The sequence below is a fragment of the Virgibacillus sp. LDC1 genome (assembly GCF_025792345.1).
Classification (GTDB): Bacteria; Bacillota; Bacilli; order Paenibacillales; family Paenibacillaceae; genus Paenibacillus_AQ; species Paenibacillus_AQ lautus.
In genome coordinates this window covers 2,531,749-2,549,178 of sequence record NZ_JAOXLZ010000001.1, presented here as the reverse complement: position 1 = coordinate 2,549,178, position 17,430 = coordinate 2,531,749, and the positions used below count along the sequence as shown (strand labels likewise).

The window sequence follows — 17,430 nt, the reverse complement described above, 5'->3', positions numbered from 1 at the left end:
TAAGAAATCTGGGGGGAACAGGGATCGAAAGCATAATCCGCATACGTAGTGCTGCCTTACGATGAGTTGGTTTTTTATCACCATTGCATACAATGATAGAAGGGGCCGTTTTCCTGAACACATTTCAAGGAGGACGGTTGTTTTTGTGTTGCCTAGGCCCGGGCGTATCTTGTTTGAAAATCTTCTTACATACACAAATTGATCCGTTAGAGCTATGGATAATAATTAACATATAAAGTAAATTTTTTACATATAAATCAACTTACGAAATATGTAAATGAATCAAAATGGAGTAAATAAGTTGTATCGACCTAGTTTTAGAGAATTTAGCAAGATCATTGTGATTTATAAAGGAGGTGATGTCGTCTTCGCAACAAAGGCTAAGGCTAACTATCACTTATTTTGAGGAGGGATTAATGGATGAAAAAGGGTTTATCCAGAGTGCTGGACAAATCGAGAATGATGATGTTGCCTTTATTGGTCGTCGTGTCTATGATAATGAACTTTTTTCCTCTTGAGGCGTCCGCAGCAGAACGAGGCGCTTGGGCACCCAATGTATCTTATGCCGTAAACGACAACGTGACGTACGATGGGAAAACGTATAAAGCAATTCAAGCTCATACCTCATTACCCGGATGGGAACCGCCTAATGTTCCTGCATTGTGGCAGTTTGTTCAAGGTGGTGGAGGTGGTGATACTGTAGCTCCGACAACTCCTACGAATGTAACTGTAAGCGCAGTCACCTCTTCAAGTGTTACTATATCCTGGCAAGCCTCTACGGACAATGTAGGCGTGACAGGGTATGATGTATACCAAGGCACATCCCTTGCCATTTCTGTTACCGGTACGACAGCGATAATAACGGGTCTTTCACCGAACACGACCTATTCTTTTAAGGTCATTGCTAAGGATGCTGCCGGGAATCTTTCTCCTGCCAGTGCAACCGTGAATGCAACCACTTCAGAAGGAACAGGAGGTCCCCAGCCGACGAAGCATATATTGACAGGGTACTGGCAGAACTTTGTCAATGGTGCGAGCAAGTTGAAAGTGAGAGATATACCGGATCAGTACGACATCATTGTGTTAGCGTTTGCCGAGATGGATCCTGTTAACCCTGGTGGTGTCACTTTCACTGTGGATTCTGCGCTATCCGCAGCGCTTGGCGGGTACACCAATGCCGAACTGATCGCGGATATTCAGGCAAAACGCGCTCAAGGCAAAAAGGTCATTATATCCATTGGAGGGGAAATGGGAAACATTAATTTGAATAATCCTTCCCCGAATGTAGCGAACTTTGTGAACAGCATGTACGGAATCATCACTCAATTTGGTCTTGATGGGATAGACATCGATCTGGAGCATGGCATGAATGTACCTAATTTAACCAATGCAGTCCGCCAACTGAAGCAAAAAGTGGGAAATGATTTTGTTCTGACGATGGCACCCCAAACGATAGACATGCAGAATCCAAACACCTCCTATATGCAGCTTTATACCAATCTGAAGGATATTACAACGGTAATTAACGTCCAATATTATAATTCTGGATGCATGCTAGGTCGTGACGGAAAATGCTATTCCCAAGGAACGGTTGATTTCCTGACGGCACTTTCGGACTTAACACTGCAATGGGTGTCACCTTCCCAATTGGGATTGGGAGTGCCTGCTACCTCTTCGGCAGCTGGAGGCGGATATGTCTCTCCAACCGTCGTAAATAATGCGCTAAATTGTCTAGCAACTGGAAACAGCTGTGGAAGTTATAAACCCGTTGCTAAATACCCTGATATCCGGGGAGCGATGACTTGGTCCATTAACTGGGATACGACCACGAATTACACGCTTGCCAAAACGGTGAGACCATTCTTGAACACGCTGCCTTAACATGAATGATATTTGTACAATTTAAGTAGATTATTCTATTTAATAGAAGGAAACCTCTCTTTGATAGATGGTGGTAAATAACCGTCATTATCATAGTGAGGTTTCCGTTTTGTTTTGGCTGGTCGAAAGGGTCTGTCCTTGGACACGCACTATCCAGTATCAGATCATATTGTTACAGACCGGAATCATGCTGTAGAAGCGAAAGCGGTCCCCTTTGTCTCTGGATTTTCAACCTTATAATAAGATCATAAGAAATCGGGGGCAAAGATCGGAAGCATGATCCGCATTCGTAGTGCTGCCTCGCGAAGAGTGATTTTAATCTCCATTGCATTTACAATCAAACTGAGGATCAGGGCTCCCATATGACCGTCGGGTACGGGAGTTGGTCATAAGCACTGGCCCAGTAATAGGAGTCGGCCATGATGCGCCGCGGCAGGAAACCGATCTCCCCTCGGGAGACGGAGATGAGCTCGGACTGCGATTGGAATACGCCTTCCGCATTTGTTCCGGCATTAACATATTTGCCAGCCATATGGGTGAATCGTCCGCTGATCTTGGCTGTAACAGGCAGCCTTGTTTCCATATCGACCATCTGCATGGAGACACTGGCGATGCCGGCAGAGTAGGTGACGGTCATCTGATCAATCACCATCGGTTTCATGGTGGACGGTGCTGTTGTTGCTGAAGCAGCCGCGCTGGCAGCTCCTTCATTGCCACTGATATCAACTGCCGTGATTTTATAATAATAGGTGGTGCTCGGCAGCAGCCCGTTATCTTTGTAGGAAAGTCCTTTGGAGGTTCCGGCGTAAGTAGCGGGTCCGATCTCAAAGTCGGCTTCGGTCCCGCGGTAGATCCGATATGCATTCACCGCCGTGTTATCCATCGCCATATTGTAAGATACATGAATGCGCTGAAAATCAAACATGGCCGCTGTTGCCCCGCTAACCGTGCTTGGTGGTTCATGGTCGGAAGGAGGCTGCCATGCGTAGCCGCCAGGGCCCCATTCGCTTGGAAAATCAACGATCGAGGAGTAATGATGGAGGGCAATGCCGCCAAACGCCGAATCGTTCAGAAAAGCGTCGTATACCTTGTTTAACTCCTGCTCCATATAAGTTCGCCCTTCTTCATGGAAGCTGATGGTTTCCGGATCCCCGCCATCCGCGATGTCTTTCGTCTCGACTCCGATCACAACCGACTTCGGCTTGCCGATCGAATTGGCATAGGCCAGCTCATTTAGCGCTTGCGCGATGATGCCTGCGCTGCCTTCGGCCTGATCGCGATAATTCATAATCGAGATATAATCGGCCGTGTCCTGAATATGCTCAGACAGCCATTTCGTCTTTCCGTTCCATGAAATATTGCTGGCGTCGGCAGAAGTGTCGTACCATCTTGGAATCGCTGCGCCGACTGACAAGGCGAGTCCCGATGCCTGCTTACGTTCCATCAGCAGCTGCAGCATATCCAGGTACTGAATCTGGACGGAAGGCTTTGCTGTTTTGAAATCCGGCAGGATATACGGTTCGGTATCCAAGTTCACGCCATCAAAACGTGCGGACTCGCCTGAGGCCAAATTGTAATTCAATATCTGCTCAAATTCCCTTACGGCATGAGTCTGATATCGACTATAGGCTCCGAAGTAAGGCGGGGTAGTACCGCCGGCGATCAACGCTTGAACCCGAAAACCCTCGGCGTGTGCCCACTCGATGAATTGTTGAACCTCGCTTCGATGATCCTCCAGCATTTTGGTTCCGTTATATTGACCGACAGCCAAATAAAGCGTCGTAATCGGACGTTGATGAAAGGTCGTTGTATCCTTTGCCATGGACGAGAGGACAACGCGGGAGTTCGGATTCAGGACGAGAGGGTAGGAGGCATTTTCCCAGATCCAGATCGCTCGATCCTGATCCGGCAGTGGTTCCGGAGTATAGGTGTTGCTAGTTGCCGTTTCAGGATTCGTCGCGGAGGCATTGTATACTTCATCTATTACGCTAACTTGAGTGGGATGGATGAGATCCATATAGACGGCATCTGTAACCGCCGCGGGATTTTTACCTTGGTTAACCGGGGGTTTCCCCCCTGTTCTTGCATAGACCGTTAGGCTATAGCCTGTATTGCCATAAGTATCGGTTGCTCTGGCTTCCAGGCTGTGAACCTGTTGCGTGGATTGACGCGAATCGAATGTATATTGATATCCGTTTTTGGCAGGGGAGACCTGCAGCCATTCTCCACCATCGATGCGCAGCTCAACAAGTGATATCGGATTTTTACCTGTAGCGGATATGTTAATATCCACTTTGTTACGCTGCAACGTAGACTCTATAGGGCTGGTAATCTCCACTTTTGGAATATGGGCTGCAGGATTATCGACGTTCAGGTGAATCCAAGGAGACCAGATGCCGTAACGCGTAACCGCGTCATTTGCTTTCAGCACCATTTCGACTGAACCGTCCAAATGACTTGTGTCGAGCTTGTAGGACCAGGACCCGCTGTTATCACCGTTGGGATCATCCATCTGAACATCTGTCACAAACTCACCATTTACGATGAGCTGAAGCTCATACACGCCAGAGTAGGTCCCGAATAACTCAGCCACACCCGGCTGAAGCGTTTGCCCTTCCTGATGGGAATCGATTGTTATCAACGCTGCTGCCTTGGCATGGGGAGATGGGATACAGATGGTAGAGATTAGAACTGCCGCCAGAAACAAAAGCCCGCACCTACGTAAATGTGAAAGCATCATCGTAGTCACATCCTTGTCAGTATGATGTAAACCTAATGGACTCTACGGCAGTTACAATTACTTACTTTCCCTAGGAGTATATATTTTCGTAAATATGAAGCGCTTACTTTTTAATATTACGAAAAAAACCGAATAGAACCGATGTCGGGTTCGTGTCAAATTATTATTTTTTATGGCAGGCAGGTTCAACTCCATATTCGATAAGCCGATGAATGGTGCCACGCACGTCAACCCGTTCAAAATTGCCATGTTCCTGGCTTATATGCATAGGCATACCGTGAACGGGCCGCATCATCAGATTCGGGGTGATTTTGGCATGACGCACTAACGAAAAATGATAACGTTGAAGAAGAACAGCAAGGACAATCTTAAGCTCTTGCATGGCGAAATGCCAGCCTATACACATATGGGGTCCCGCGCTGAACGGCAAGAATTCGAAAGCTGTTGGCTTCATGGTTACCCACCGCTCCGGCTTGAAATGATTCGGATCTTCGTAAAGCTGCGGAAGACGATGAGTAATGAATTGGCTGAAAAATATATTCGTCCCTGCTGGGAGGGCATAACCATCCAGCTCACAAGGCGCAGCTGTAATGCGGGTGCCGATGCTGGCTGGAGGAAGTAAACGCAAACTCTCTTTGACGACATGATCCAGTAGGGGAAGTCGGCCTAATGTCTCTTGTGTCGGAGGGCTTCCACCCAGCACAACGTTTAATTCTTCCATCAAGTTTGCATAGATATCCGGGTGCTGTATCAGTAGAAAAAAAGCCCAAGTCAAAGCATTTGCGGTGGTTTCGTGACCAGCTGTATAAATTGAGAATGCATGCCCGACTAACTCCTCATCCGTTAAGGTTGAGCCATTCTCATCATGTCCTCTAATTAGTGCGGCTAGCACATCCGTTGCATCAGCCTCTTGCCGCTTCTTATGAATCATGGACCGTATTTGAGTATTAAGCTGTTGTGCAGTACGAAGAGAGCGACGATATGGAGTGAACGGAAGATTAAGGGGAGCGAGCGTAGTAAGCAGAAAAGATTTCGTAAACCGGTTGATCAGCGTCCCCATCGTATCCATTAGTTCACTATTATGAACACCAAATAACGTCTTAAGCGCGATGCGCTGCGTTAACTTTTTCATTTCGGTGTTGATGTCAATCCGGGTACGTCCTCCCCATTCGTCTGCCAACTGTTCCGTTGTGCCTGCCATATCCTGGCCGTATTTTTCAATTTGTCCATGCAAAAAGGCGGGCTGTATCAGGCGGCGGTGCTGTTTGTGCTTTTCACCGCTCATCAGCAGGAGATTATGGTAGAATAAATCCCCCATTACGGTGTCTTTGGGTATCTTAACAAGAGCCGTGCTCATCTCGAAAAAGTTCGGGTTGGACAGGATTTGACGGTTCAGTTCGGGTCCAAACGCAAAGACAGAAGAAGGCTTGTGGCTTTTTCCCAGGGCAGCGAGCTTACCATACGTTTCAAATAACTTATGCTGAAATGCGAACGGACTGCGGAAGAAATGAAACATATGGATCCTCCAGCCAAGGGCGGAATCAGGTCCTGGTATACGGTTCATATTACACACTTCCTTTTTATAATTTGTAATGAAATCGTTCATATATTTCATAATAAGCCTTTCGCGGAAACTGAGCAACATATTTTTGAAATATATGAATTGCATTATTACAAAACATTCAGTATAGTTTTATGCGAGAGGTGAGGATATGAACGGTTATCAACTACGCACGGAGAAGAAAAAAGAACAAATTATGAAAACAACCTTCGATTTGATAAGCAAATATGGAGTCGATAAGACCAGCATTACAGAAATCTCCAAACACGCCCGCGTGTCCCCCGTCTCCATTTATAATTATTTCGGCAGCAAGGAAGAGCTTGTTCGTATGACGTTTGTCGAGTATATGAGTAAAATCATGAATGAGTATGAGAGTTTACTGGATAAGCCCATCCCTTTTCAGGAAAAATTGGAGTTGCTGCTGGGAGCGCGAATGAATAGCGTGGATCAGATTAACGCGGATCTTATTCAAATCAGCCATGAACCGTCTGTTCGAGAACTGATCGAGACATTTTACAAGGAGAGAACGATTCCCTTTTTTGTGAAATTGATTGAGCAAGGCAAGCAGGAGTGGGTTATTGATCCAGAAATATCGATAGAAGCGGCTTTGTTCTTTATTCAAGTGTTTAAGGAGGCGCTGGCACGACCGGGGTTCATTACGCAAGCGAGTCCTACCATGCTTCGGGATATCGATCGCCTGTTTTATTATGGTTTGATTGGGAAACCGGAGCACTCCGGGACAGAGAGAGCTTAATGAGTTGTTGATACAGGAGTCAAGGCGAGGCAACCTTTGGTGCAGACCAAGGGTTGTTTTGGTTTGCATACAAAGTCATAAGCTAAATGGATTGTAAGACATTTCATTGTGATCCAGGATCATCAGGAGTAATAAACGACGCAGCTTTTTTTATCCTCATTTCCGTCTTGAGACCGAGAGCAACTCTATACCTGAGACGGTGTGAACCTGTGCAGATCTGCTTTATTCTGAGATTAACGGATTTCTACCGGAGAAACATCGAATGAAATATTCAATCCAAAAATAGTGGGGTGTTCCAACTGCTGCGAAAATTACTTAAAACCGTCATGCAAAGCTCCTGGATGATGTGGGAACGTATCTTCAGCTTCATTTCCAGGTTCCGCAGCTCGCATATCTCGCGCTTTGGCATATGCACGGTCATGATTAAGAAGCATCGAGGAGAGTGCATCGTTTGCGAGGACTCGACGGTTATTCAGAATGGAGATCTGGTAGGCGAGCTTCATTTAGATAATGAAACGATTCTGAAACTAATCCGATCGGAAGGGCCGGATCGTGCGGCTCTGAAAATAGCAAGACTTGCAAGAAAGTCCATGCTGCAGATTAGCCGTGCATATGAAGACCAGTCCGAGTTCAGCAAGGTCAGCGCATTGGTCGGGATTACCCTGCTGCACCGTGGATTAACGCATGGGCTTGGTTTTGAGCATCAATTGATGAAGCCGGACTTGTTCCAAAAGCTGACCACTTCCTACCTGCGAATGCTGTTATCCGTGATGCATCCGGATGGCAAGAGCCGGATTGATCGAAGAACCGAATTACTAGTTCCCATGATGTTGATACATACCCGCTCATCGCTGTTGAAGCGATTTTCAATGGCGGATAAGCGGCCTTCACGTGAAGAGGGGCATGCCGTCTTGGTATCGGCTGCGGTTGAAGCTTGAGTGAAAGAGGCATGGCGACGTACATAAGATAAGGCTGTTGTGTGCAGTTATATGGGAGTTCAAAAAGAAACGAGGAGAGCAACAGATGGAAGAATGGTATAAACTTGACCACGCCGGGAAGCTGTTTCCCGCGGTTGCGGGAAGGGAGAATTCATCAACCTACCGGTTGTCGATGATGATGACAAGTCACGTGAAGCCATCGGTTTTGCAACAGGCGCTGGATAGCGTAATAAAGCGATTCCCTCTATTGAACGTCGAGCTTAGAAATGGCCTGTTCTGGAAATTCCTGCGGGAGAAGGAGACGCGATTGATGGTGGAACCGGAATCCACCTATCCCTGTGCTCCTGCAGCCCTCTCCACTGAGAACGGAAGCTTGGTAAGGGTTTTATATCATGGCAACAAGATCAGCGTGGAGATATTCCATGCGCTGACGGACGGAGGAGGGGCACTGGAGTTCCTCAAAACCTTGGTGTTCCAGTATTTATATCTGCTCGGTGAGAACGTGGAGGACAAGGAAGGACTGATTCTGCCGCCCGCTTCATTTGCCCGTTATGCCGAAGCACAGGACAGCTTTAAAGCTCATTATACTTCGGTCACGGCCGATTCCAGAATGCCGGAGGCCCTGCAAATTCCCGGTACCCGATTCTCGCCTTATGGACACAACGTCATCCACGGCATGATTCACGCTTCCCGGCTGAATGCCCTGGCCAAGCAGAAGGGAGTGACCCTTACCGCGTACCTGACAGCGATTTTGATCATGGCGGTTTATGAGACCACGTTGCCCTTTAACAACGGGAATCGGCCGATTGTGATCAGCATGCCGGTGAACCTGCGAAAAATCTTCCCTTCGAGCAGCCTGCGCAACTTTTTTGCGGTCATCAATATTGGCGTACAAATGAAGGAAGGCATGACATTGGATGAGGTACAAGGTATCGTGCATGCACAGATGAAGGAGAAAACGACGAAATCTTATCTAAGCCAAGCGATGGCCGGCAGCATGAAATACGAGAAGAACCTGATATCCCGATTTACGCCGCTGAAATTGAAGGATCTGGCGATTCGTTATGGATTCGACCATTACGGCGAAGAGGCCAAAACGCTTACGCTCACCAATCTGGGCCGAATCGACATCCCTGCGAGTATGGCTGCGCATATCGAGTCGATGGAAACCACGATGTATCCTACGGCCAAGAGTCCCATGAACTGTGCCGTCAGTTCGATCAATGACCAGCTTACTATCACCTTTGCCAGGAATATCGTTGAGAGCGATGTGATTAGGCACTTTTTTCATCAGCTTGCCAGCCTGAGCGGATTGGATATCAGGATTGTCAGCAACGATTGGGGGATGGGCGCATGAGATGCGAGAGCTGTGGGGTATCCGTAGAGCCTGCGCACGCAACCTGTCCCTTGTGCCGAAGAAATTTACATGGTAAGGGCGGTGCACCATCCGTAGGAAATTCTTGGTATCCCGTCTATGAGGCTGTAGAGGAGCAGCGTGCGAGCAGTCTGTTATCCAAGTGGCTTACCTTCATTGCAGTGTCCGTCATCGGTTTGTCCGTGCTTATAAATATTCTCGGAAATCACGAAATATGGTGGAGCCTGTATCTCATGCCCTGCGTGCTCTATGCATGGCTGTTCATCAGACATACCTTGATGTCCAAGTCGCATCTCGGCGGCAAAATCGTCGTACAGCTGCTCGGACTGTCCGGCATGCTGCTTTGGCTTAACGTGGCAGCGGGTACGAATTACTGGTCAACCGGTTATGTCATTCCGTTCCTGATGATGGCGGCAACCCTTCTGATTACCGTTATATGCTGCACCAGAAAAATGCGCTGGCGTGAGTTCGCAGGTTACTTATTGACCCTGATCTTGCTTGGGTTTGTGCCCTTATTACTGTATGCCGTCGGCATGTCGCACGTATTATGGACAGCCGTTGCGGCTGCTGTATATGCCTTATTAACGTTTGGCGGGATGTGTTTGATTGCAGATAAGGGATTCCGTAAGGATATGAAGCGCAGATTACATTTTTGACAGGAGGAGAACAAGATGTGCTCCATTACGATTAGAAGAATGGCAGAATATGAACGAGACGTTCGCGAGGAAGTCGCGGAAGTGTTTGTTGATGGGTATTATAACGAATTGTCCTATTTCACCCAGGACCGAAACACGTTAACGAAAGCTTTCCGGAGTCTGTTCAGTCCTGAGGTGTTTTATGTGGCGGAGGTCCAGGGCATCATTATCGGGATTTTAGCCTGTTCCCATCATGGGCAGCGGGCCATGCCGGTCGAATCAGCTCCGCTTCAGGAGGCATTTGGAGACAAGACAGGGGAGTTTGCATATAACGTCATGAAAAACGAATTTAACCCGGCATTGCCCTATGATGACGAGACGGGTTATATCGAATGTGTGGCAACTACCACGAAAGCGCGCGGCAAAGGCGTTTCCACCGCCTTAATGAAGCATGTCATGGAGGAGCTGCCATACAAGCGTTATGTTTTGGAAGTGACCGACAGCAACCAAACCGCGCTTCGGTTATATCAGAAATTAGGATTCCGGGAGTTTAAACGCATATCCGAGGATGACTCGGGGGAGAAAGGCTTTAACGACCGTATTTATATGGAATGGAGAAAGCCGTTTATAAGGTGATATTCATCTAAAATTAGATTCTCACACGAATATGACCGTTTGGAGTTAACAACCTTTCGCTTTAGATATAATTGAAGCGGGAGGTTTTTTGTTGTTTTTTAAGCTTCAGCCATGATAATTTAGTATGTATTGCCAGGTTTACGGCAACCTTCATAAGGAATCAATGGTGAGGAATAACCGACTCAAAGTCAGATTGCGGGGTGACGCCATGTTTGAACTGCTGATTACAATGACCGAGCGGATTGGAATTATTGTGACGATTGCATTTATCGTAACCCGGTTGAGGTTCTTTCGGTCGATGATAAGTCAGGACAAGCTGACGCCTGTACAACAGCTTCAGGCCATATTAGTTTTCGGTATTTTAGGAATAATCGGGACTTATACCGGCATTACGGTGAACACCGAATCACTTGAAGTCAACAAATGGATGATGCAGGTTTCCGGAGACGAAGCGATTGCGAATTCAAGGGTTGTCGGTGTTGTCATGGCCGGATTGTTCGGAGGCTACAGAATCGGGCTCGGTGCAGGACTGATAGCAGGGCTTCACCGTTTTACATTAGGGGGATTTACGAGCTTGGCCTGCGGGCTCGCGACCATACTCGCAGGTCTTCTGGCCAGCTTGTTTCATAAGAAGAATGAGCAGGTTCGTTTCTCAGCTGCGCTTCTAATGGGGGCATTGGCGGAGTCCCTTCAAATGCTGATCATCCTGCTTTTGTCCAGACCATTCGAACAGGCGATGTCCTTGGTCGGCTATATTGGAGTTCCGATGATTGTAGCTAACGGGATCGGTTGTGCCTTGTTTCTGCTCATTATTCGATCCGTATTGAATGAAGAGGAGAAGGTAGCGGCTCAGCAGGCTCAAGCTTCTCTTCGCATTGCCAGCAGGACCATTGGATACATGCGCCAGGGGATGAATGCGCAATCCGCGGAAGCGGTATGCCGGATTCTTTACGAGGAAGTCAACGCCAGTGCGATTGCGATTACGAATGATCGGATGATTCTGGCCCATGTCGGCACGGGGGATGATCATCATGCGGCAGGCCGCCCGCTGCAGACGGAAGTGACGCGTCGGGTCATTGAACAAGGGGAGCAGTTGATCGCGGATCGGGCGCATATTCAGTGCCAGAAGCCGGATTGTCCGCTGGGAGCGGCTGTCATCGGACCATTGAAACAGGGAGGAGTGACCGTGGGCACCCTAAAGTTCTATTTTCGAAGTCCGAAGGACATTACCCACGTTACGACAGAATTAATGTCAGGTCTTACGATGCTGTTAAGCTACCAGCTGGAGGCCGCTCAATTGGAGGAAACCAAGGAACTTGCCAGGGAAGCTGAGATCAAGACGCTTCAAGCACAAATTCATCCGCACTTTTTGTTTAATGCATTAAACACCATCCTCTCCTTAACACGGATTGATGCGGAGAAAGCAAGAAAGCTGCTGCGAAGTCTATCGGACTATATCCGCCAGAATTTGACCGCCGCAACCGCCGAGAAGGCCACGCTGCAGGATGAACTGCAGCATATAAGATCCTATATGAGCATTGAACAAACCAGATTCGAGGATAAGTTGCAAATCCAATATGAGGTAGAGGATTCTGCGCTGCAGGCGCTTGTCCCGCCGCTGACCTTGCAGCCATTAATAGAGAACAGCATACGCCACGGTTTCAGAAACAAAACAGACCATTGTGTCATACTTATCCGAATTCAGGGTGATCCGGCTGCTGGTGTAATCGTTACAATCAAGGACAACGGAACGGGGATTACGCCGGAACGGCTTCAGTTATTGGGTCGCCAAATGCTCGATTCTTCATCGGGAACAGGAATGGCTGTGTATAATGTGAACAGAAGATTGGCCTTGATGTATGGGCCCCATGCGTCATTAAACATCCAAAGTGATGAAGCGGTTGGGACAGAAATTCAATTTCAGATTCCCGCAGCCGTTAACCTAAAACTCCATTCTTGAAGGCAGGGATTTCTTACACATGATCGAACGCATTCGAACACTCATCGTGGATGATGAACGGTACAGCCGGGAAGAACTGATTTATTTATTGAAGCAGCATCCTACATTGGAGATCGTTGGGGAAGCGGATTCCGGGGAACAGGCGGTGTTAAAGACCATGCAGTTGAAGCCGGAAGCCGTATTTCTGGATATTGAAATGCCCTTAATGAACGGGCTTGAAACGGCTAAAGCCATGAACGAGCTGAAGCTTCCTCCGAAAATCGTATTTGCCACGGCATACCCTCAATTCGGTGTAGAGGCCTTCCGGTTTGAAGCGCTGGACTATCTGTTAAAGCCCATTGATGAAGATCGACTGGCGGAAACGGTGAGGCGCCTTGAGCAATCATTACGGAGGGAAGAGCTTGCAGAACGCGGGCATGTAAAATCTTCGGGCAAGCTGTCGCTGGATGTGGAGGGGGAAATCAAGTTCATAGACCCAAATGATATTATTTATATCTCACGCGAGGATGCATACTCCAAAATTGTCACAGTCGATAAGCAATATCATGTCAAAACACCGTTGAAGGAGCTGGAAACGAAGCTTCGGCAGTATCCGTTCTTCCGGATTCATAAAAGCTATGTGGTACATCTTAATTATGTCAAAAGCCTGGTTCCTTGGTTTAACGGCGCATTCCAGCTGGAGCTGAAAGGCTGCAGCGACAAACTAGCCGTAAGCCGTAATTATGCCAAGGCATTTCGAGAAGCTTTAGAGCTTTAGTAAACGTGGATACGATAAGGATGGGATGCTCATGATGCGGATGGAGCCCTTTGATATGCATAATAACCTTCAATTTGAACATCTTAATGCGTCTTGACGACATGTTAGTTCAAAATCGCCCTTGGACTGCGATAATTTCTTATAATCAATGTAAGCGATTTCAAGAAAAAGGGGGCGAAGGCATGTATACCTTCATCATATCGATCATTCTGCTGGTTATTGGATATTTCACTTATGGAAAATACATTGAAAAAATGTTCGGAGTTAAAGAAGAACGGGCCACACCTGCTTATGTCAATCAGGACGGCGTCGATTATCTGCCCATGAGCTCAAACAAAAACTCGCTGATTCAGCTCCTCAATATAGCCGGTGTGGGCCCCATCTTCGGACCCATTATGGGCGCGCTCTATGGACCGGTTGCTTTTATCTGGATTGTGCTGGGGTGTATTTTTGCCGGAGCTGTGCATGATTACCTGACGGGCATGATCTCCATCCGCAACCGTGGCGCGCATCTGCCGGAGCTTGCTGGCAAGTTTCTGGGTAAAGTGATGAAGCATGTTGTGAACGCTTTCGCGATTCTGCTGCTGGTCTTGGTAGGTACCGTCTTTGTGACCTCACCAGCCAGCCTGCTTCACAATCTGATGAACGGCAAAGTCAGTTTGTGGATCATCACCCTGTTTATTTTCGGCTATTATATTCTGGCAACGCTGCTGCCCATTGATAAAATCATTGGCCGCTTCTATCCGATATTCGGCGCGCTGTTACTCATAGCGTCTCTTGGTGTCGGCGGGATGCTGATTATACAGCAGGTACCGATACCTGAATTGACATTAGCCAATTTACATCCGGATCATATGCCGATTTTCCCGCTGCTGTTTCTGACGATTACGTGCGGCGCTTTATCCGGATTCCATGCTACCCAGACGCCGATTATTTCCCGGACAACACAAACCGAGAAGCAGGGACGTAAGATCTTTTATGGAATGATGATTGCCGAGGGGATCATTGCCATGGTATGGGCCGCGGCCGCGATGAGTTTGTTCCAGGGGCCCCATGGCTTGAACGAGCTTCTTGCTACCGGCGGAACAGGTCTTGTCGTAAGCGAGGTCGCGAAGGTAACATTAGGTGCTGTTGTAGGCACGCTGGCTGTACTGGGAGTGATCGTGCTGCCGATTACCTCGGGGGATACCGCATTTCGAAGCGCGCGCATGATCATTGCCGATTATATCAAGCTGCCACAATTCAGCATGAAGCGGCGCCTTATCATTGCCATTCCTTTGTTTGTCATCTCCATTGCCTTAACGCAGATTGACTTTAATATTCTCTGGAGATATTTCTCCTGGGCGAACCAGGCCACCGCGGTCATTGCTTTGTTTGTCAGTGCGATGTACCTGTTCATAGCCCGTAAAAATTACTGGGTAGCGCTGATTCCCGGTGCATTTATGCTTTACACAACAACGGTATACATTCTGAACGCGCAGATCGGATTCAGGCAGTCCATGAATGTATCTTACATCGTGGGTGCTGTCATCAGTGTCATATTGGTTTTCGTATTCTTTAAAGCGGCTCAAAAAGCGCGCGCTGCCGAAATGCCGCTTGAGGTGGATATCTCGGATTATCATAAGGTCGCATAACGAGATCCTTGAGCATGCATGCCTAAATCTAAACCGTCTATGGACATTGTCCATGGACGGTTTCTTTTTTGCTCTATAAGATAGCCATGCAGCAGGCATACAAAGCGCATAGGATATTTGTGTAAATAATCGACAGGCTGTCACTCATAAGATGAGGAAGTGAAGGGTTCATTTCTAGGAATGGTGCGGAGGTGGCATGACTTGTTATCGATGTTGCTTTTTATATTTGCCGTTGGTGCCGCGCTGGCCAGCGTGGACACCACCTGTGGGCTGAATGTGTTAGGCAGTCTGGAGAGCACGAAGGTCAGTAAATCCAAATATGCGCTGGTATATATCGTGTCCTGTACCTTGGGCGGCGCTATGACGGGACTGGTGATCGGGTTCATCAATTTTTTGCTGAAATTAACCCCGGTTGGTTTATATCAAAACTATATTATTGTCGTGCTGTTTGCCATACTCCTGGGATTGGAGTTCATTCATAAAACGGGGATTCTTCCATCCGGCAATTTCATCGTTCCCTCGGAATGGATCAAGCATGCAGGGTACCGCTCCGCAGTATTATGGGGCCAAATTCTGGGCCTGGGTTTCATCACATTGCAGGTTGGCGTCCTCTTTCACGCCTATATCCTGGTTTCCTTATTCGCCGCTCCTTGGTGGTTGAGTCTGCTGGCAGGGGTAACGTTTGGGTTTGTTCGCGGTACCTTGTTCAGCCTCCCGCTGATCCGATCCATCGTGTACCGCATGCTTGAAAAGAGGGTACGCAACCTCACGCTGCTTACAGCCGTGCGGCAAACGGTCTCCAAGCTGCTGATCATCGGTTCCATCATCTGGATCATCAGCTACTGAAGAGAAAGGAGCTTACGGACCCATGTATGACTTGCTTGCGATATCCGTTACTCTGCCGATGCTGTTGTCGGTGGTGAGTTTTGGCTGGAGCCGTGTATTCGGTGACCCGGATCGTTTCCCCGGAAGTGCCCGTCTGCATGTTCTGCTCACCCTGCTGCAAGTCCTGTCAGTAACCTTGGTATATTGTTTTCCATCGCGGATCAGCTTCTTGAGCATCTCATTACTCTATTTCGTTCAGGGCTTGGGCGTCGCTTATTTCATCCGGAAAAAAGGAAGGGTGGACTGCGGCTGCCTTGGGCCTCAGATCAGCTCCAAGCTTGGTTTTCCATTGATCGGGTTCAATCTGGCGATGGGTCTCATGGGGTTGGCTTACAGCCATCCTGTCTGGTTTCCCCACAGTCACTCTTTCGCTGTTACCGGCCTGCTTATGGAGGGGATGATGCTGCTGTTATCGCTCTTTATCATCATAGGGGTTCCGGATGCGCTGCATGCGATCCGAATATACCGCGAGATTGCCGCACCTTATGTTTCCAAAATAAAAAGGTTGTAAGGAGGCCGCGATGAACACGTTCTTCTGGATCTCATATACGATGCTGTGGATTCTGGTCGTACCGTTGGTCATTCTGAATCTGGTTCTGTTTCGGCAGTTGGGGATTATGGTGATGGGTACCGCGAGAGGCGTGAATCAGTCCGGCATTCCGGTCGGCAACAAAATACCCGGGGCCTCAACAACGACCCTGCAGGGAGCCGAGTGGTCCACGAGCGAGCTGATTGGCACGCCATCCCTCATGCTGTTTGGATCGCCGACGTGTAAGGAATGCGCCGATATTTTGCCGGATTTTAGGCGGATCGCCAGAATGAATAACGTGAAACCCATTCTTTTGCTATTCTCGTCCGTGGATTTAGCATCGGATTATGTCCGGAAAATAGCTTATGACGGTGAGGTGCTGATCGTAAGTTCGGAGTTTGCGAATCATCTGGATGTGCAGGTCACCCCCTACGCCTATGCGGTGGATATGAACGGCGTTATCCGGCATAAGGGTTTGGTCAACAGCCGGGAACAGCTTGAAGCGTACGCGAAAGCATCAAGGGCTTCTTAAGATGAGGTGAGAGTATGTGGCGGAAGCCGGAGAATAAGGACGAAGAGACGCAGGTGTTGATCAGCCGGGTTACCCGGAAGATGAATCGGAAGTCGCTACTGAATACATTTGCGCAAAAAACGGCCGAGACGCTCGCCAAAGTATTGGTCCGGCCCGATGATGACGATCTCGTCAAAATCTCGTTTGCTGCGGGGCCCTGCCGGCCTCCGCATGGACAATATTGCTCGGGCTGCGGCGCAGATGCTTCCTGTCCGTCCGATTATATCATTTGCACCCCCAAGACGGTGATTGACGATTGCAAAGGTTTATGTCCTTATCCATCCGGGTGGTGGTATACGAGTGATCCAGCGGGACAACGGGCCAAGTGTCAGGATTGCATCTCGCGCTATGTACATCCGTATGTCGGAAGGAATTGGTGTTATCAGGGAGCACGGGTCTATGGGCGGTATGTAATCTGTGCATGCAGGTCAACGGAGCTGTATTGATAGAAAGAAAAAAGGTATGGTTTATGCAATTCATGTGGGCATCAACATAGTTGGTGAATGTGACAAAATTCATTTCGATGGCTTTGAACATTGTTCATACTTGGGTCGAAAGACTGTTCATATAAGGA

At 48.1% G+C, this 17,430-nt stretch carries 15 protein-coding genes; 13 read left to right on the top strand and 2 right to left on the bottom strand.

The genetic code is table 11. The features are described from left to right. The first annotated feature begins 420 nt into the window (after nucleotides 1-420). The gene (locus tag OHJ21_RS11345; RefSeq protein ID WP_486020075.1) at nucleotides 421-1,881 is read left to right on the top strand and encodes a chitinase; all 1,461 of its coding nucleotides are present in this window, start codon (nucleotides 421-423) and stop codon (nucleotides 1,879-1,881) included. A 349-nt stretch (nucleotides 1,882-2,230) separates the two neighbouring features. On the opposite strand, the gene OHJ21_RS11340 is transcribed toward OHJ21_RS11345, so the two are convergent. Beyond that, nucleotides 2,231-4,621 carry an Ig-like domain-containing protein gene (locus OHJ21_RS11340; protein ID WP_486020074.1) on the bottom strand — a complete coding sequence of 797 codons (2,391 nt, stop codon included), beginning with the start codon at nucleotides 4,619-4,621 and terminating at the stop codon, nucleotides 2,231-2,233. Nucleotides 4,622-4,784: 163 nt separating this feature from the next. After that, on the bottom strand, nucleotides 4,785-6,137 hold the full coding sequence (locus tag OHJ21_RS11335; protein WP_486020073.1) for a cytochrome P450: 1,353 nt from the start codon (nucleotides 6,135-6,137) through the stop codon (nucleotides 4,785-4,787). Between the two features lie 196 nt (nucleotides 6,138-6,333). On the opposite strand from OHJ21_RS11335, the gene OHJ21_RS11330 reads away from it, so the two are divergent. The 12 genes from OHJ21_RS11330 to OHJ21_RS11275 all read left to right on the top strand — a co-directional run bounded on the left by OHJ21_RS11330 (nucleotide 6,334) and on the right by OHJ21_RS11275 (nucleotide 17,302). Next, a complete protein-coding gene (locus OHJ21_RS11330; protein WP_486020072.1) occupies nucleotides 6,334-6,936 on the top strand; it encodes a TetR/AcrR family transcriptional regulator in 603 nt (200 codons plus the stop codon). Between the two features lie 290 nt (nucleotides 6,937-7,226). Then, nucleotides 7,227-7,874, top strand: a complete 648-nt coding sequence (locus OHJ21_RS11325) for a YkoP family protein (RefSeq protein ID WP_486020071.1) — start codon at nucleotides 7,227-7,229, stop codon at nucleotides 7,872-7,874. Nucleotides 7,875-7,959: 85 nt separating this feature from the next. After that, the gene (locus OHJ21_RS11320) at nucleotides 7,960-9,231 is read left to right on the top strand and encodes an alcohol acetyltransferase (RefSeq protein ID WP_486020070.1); all 1,272 of its coding nucleotides are present in this window, start codon (nucleotides 7,960-7,962) and stop codon (nucleotides 9,229-9,231) included. Then, the gene (locus OHJ21_RS11315; protein ID WP_486020069.1) at nucleotides 9,228-9,905 is read left to right on the top strand and encodes a DUF6320 domain-containing protein; all 678 of its coding nucleotides are present in this window, start codon (nucleotides 9,228-9,230) and stop codon (nucleotides 9,903-9,905) included. Before OHJ21_RS11320 ends, OHJ21_RS11315 begins: the two co-directional genes overlap by 4 nt. A gap of 15 nt (nucleotides 9,906-9,920) precedes the next feature. Next, nucleotides 9,921-10,520 (top strand): GNAT family N-acetyltransferase, encoded by a 600-nt coding sequence (locus OHJ21_RS11310; protein WP_326113230.1) that lies wholly within the window; start codon nucleotides 9,921-9,923, stop codon nucleotides 10,518-10,520. Between the two features lie 208 nt (nucleotides 10,521-10,728). Further along, nucleotides 10,729-12,480, top strand: coding sequence for a LytS/YhcK type 5TM receptor domain-containing protein (locus OHJ21_RS11305; protein WP_486020068.1), 1,752 nt, complete (start codon nucleotides 10,729-10,731; stop codon nucleotides 12,478-12,480). Nucleotides 12,481-12,499: 19 nt separating this feature from the next. Continuing rightward, nucleotides 12,500-13,237 carry a LytR/AlgR family response regulator transcription factor gene (locus tag OHJ21_RS11300; RefSeq protein ID WP_100537727.1) on the top strand — a complete coding sequence of 246 codons (738 nt, stop codon included), beginning with the start codon at nucleotides 12,500-12,502 and terminating at the stop codon, nucleotides 13,235-13,237. A 182-nt stretch (nucleotides 13,238-13,419) separates the two neighbouring features. Then, on the top strand, nucleotides 13,420-14,871 hold the full coding sequence (locus tag OHJ21_RS11295; RefSeq protein WP_100537726.1) for a carbon starvation CstA family protein: 1,452 nt from the start codon (nucleotides 13,420-13,422) through the stop codon (nucleotides 14,869-14,871). A gap of 210 nt (nucleotides 14,872-15,081) precedes the next feature. Continuing rightward, nucleotides 15,082-15,717: a hypothetical protein gene (locus tag OHJ21_RS11290; RefSeq protein WP_486021033.1), complete on the top strand. Its 636-nt coding sequence runs from the start codon at nucleotides 15,082-15,084 to the stop codon at nucleotides 15,715-15,717. Nucleotides 15,718-15,739: 22 nt separating this feature from the next. Next, nucleotides 15,740-16,267: a MauE/DoxX family redox-associated membrane protein gene (locus tag OHJ21_RS11285; RefSeq protein WP_100537724.1), complete on the top strand. Its 528-nt coding sequence runs from the start codon at nucleotides 15,740-15,742 to the stop codon at nucleotides 16,265-16,267. Between the two features lie 10 nt (nucleotides 16,268-16,277). Continuing rightward, nucleotides 16,278-16,817: a thioredoxin domain-containing protein gene (locus tag OHJ21_RS11280; RefSeq protein ID WP_326113235.1), complete on the top strand. Its 540-nt coding sequence runs from the start codon at nucleotides 16,278-16,280 to the stop codon at nucleotides 16,815-16,817. 14 nt (nucleotides 16,818-16,831) lie between these two features. Beyond that, a complete protein-coding gene (locus tag OHJ21_RS11275) occupies nucleotides 16,832-17,302 on the top strand; it encodes a hypothetical protein (protein ID WP_100537722.1) in 471 nt (156 codons plus the stop codon). Nucleotides 17,303-17,430: the final 128 nt, after the last annotated feature.

Excerpts from the sequence above, each read along its gene's own strand:
- OHJ21_RS11285 (WP_100537724.1), top strand. The coding sequence starts at position 15,740 with ATGTATGACTTGCTTGCGATATCCGTTACTCTGCCGATGCTGTTGTCG.
- OHJ21_RS11295 (WP_100537726.1), top strand. The coding sequence starts at position 13,420 with ATGTATACCTTCATCATATCGATCATTCTGCTGGTTATTGGATATTTC.
- OHJ21_RS11310 (WP_326113230.1), top strand. The coding sequence starts at position 9,921 with ATGTGCTCCATTACGATTAGAAGAATGGCAGAATATGAACGAGACGTT.
- OHJ21_RS11340 (WP_486020074.1), bottom strand. The coding sequence starts at position 4,621 with ATGATGCTTTCACATTTACGTAGGTGCGGGCTTTTGTTTCTGGCGGCA.
- OHJ21_RS11345 (WP_486020075.1), top strand. The coding sequence starts at position 421 with ATGAAAAAGGGTTTATCCAGAGTGCTGGACAAATCGAGAATGATGATG.
- OHJ21_RS11315 (WP_486020069.1), top strand. The coding sequence starts at position 9,228 with ATGAGATGCGAGAGCTGTGGGGTATCCGTAGAGCCTGCGCACGCAACC.
- OHJ21_RS11320 (WP_486020070.1), top strand. The coding sequence starts at position 7,960 with ATGGAAGAATGGTATAAACTTGACCACGCCGGGAAGCTGTTTCCCGCG.
- OHJ21_RS11290 (WP_486021033.1), top strand. The coding sequence starts at position 15,082 with ATGTTGCTTTTTATATTTGCCGTTGGTGCCGCGCTGGCCAGCGTGGAC.
- OHJ21_RS11330 (WP_486020072.1), top strand. The coding sequence starts at position 6,334 with ATGAACGGTTATCAACTACGCACGGAGAAGAAAAAAGAACAAATTATG.
- OHJ21_RS11275 (WP_100537722.1), top strand. The coding sequence starts at position 16,832 with ATGTGGCGGAAGCCGGAGAATAAGGACGAAGAGACGCAGGTGTTGATC.
- OHJ21_RS11335 (WP_486020073.1), bottom strand. The coding sequence starts at position 6,137 with ATGTTTCATTTCTTCCGCAGTCCGTTCGCATTTCAGCATAAGTTATTT.
- OHJ21_RS11280 (WP_326113235.1), top strand. The coding sequence starts at position 16,278 with ATGAACACGTTCTTCTGGATCTCATATACGATGCTGTGGATTCTGGTC.
- OHJ21_RS11305 (WP_486020068.1), top strand. The coding sequence starts at position 10,729 with ATGTTTGAACTGCTGATTACAATGACCGAGCGGATTGGAATTATTGTG.
- OHJ21_RS11300 (WP_100537727.1), top strand. The coding sequence starts at position 12,500 with ATGATCGAACGCATTCGAACACTCATCGTGGATGATGAACGGTACAGC.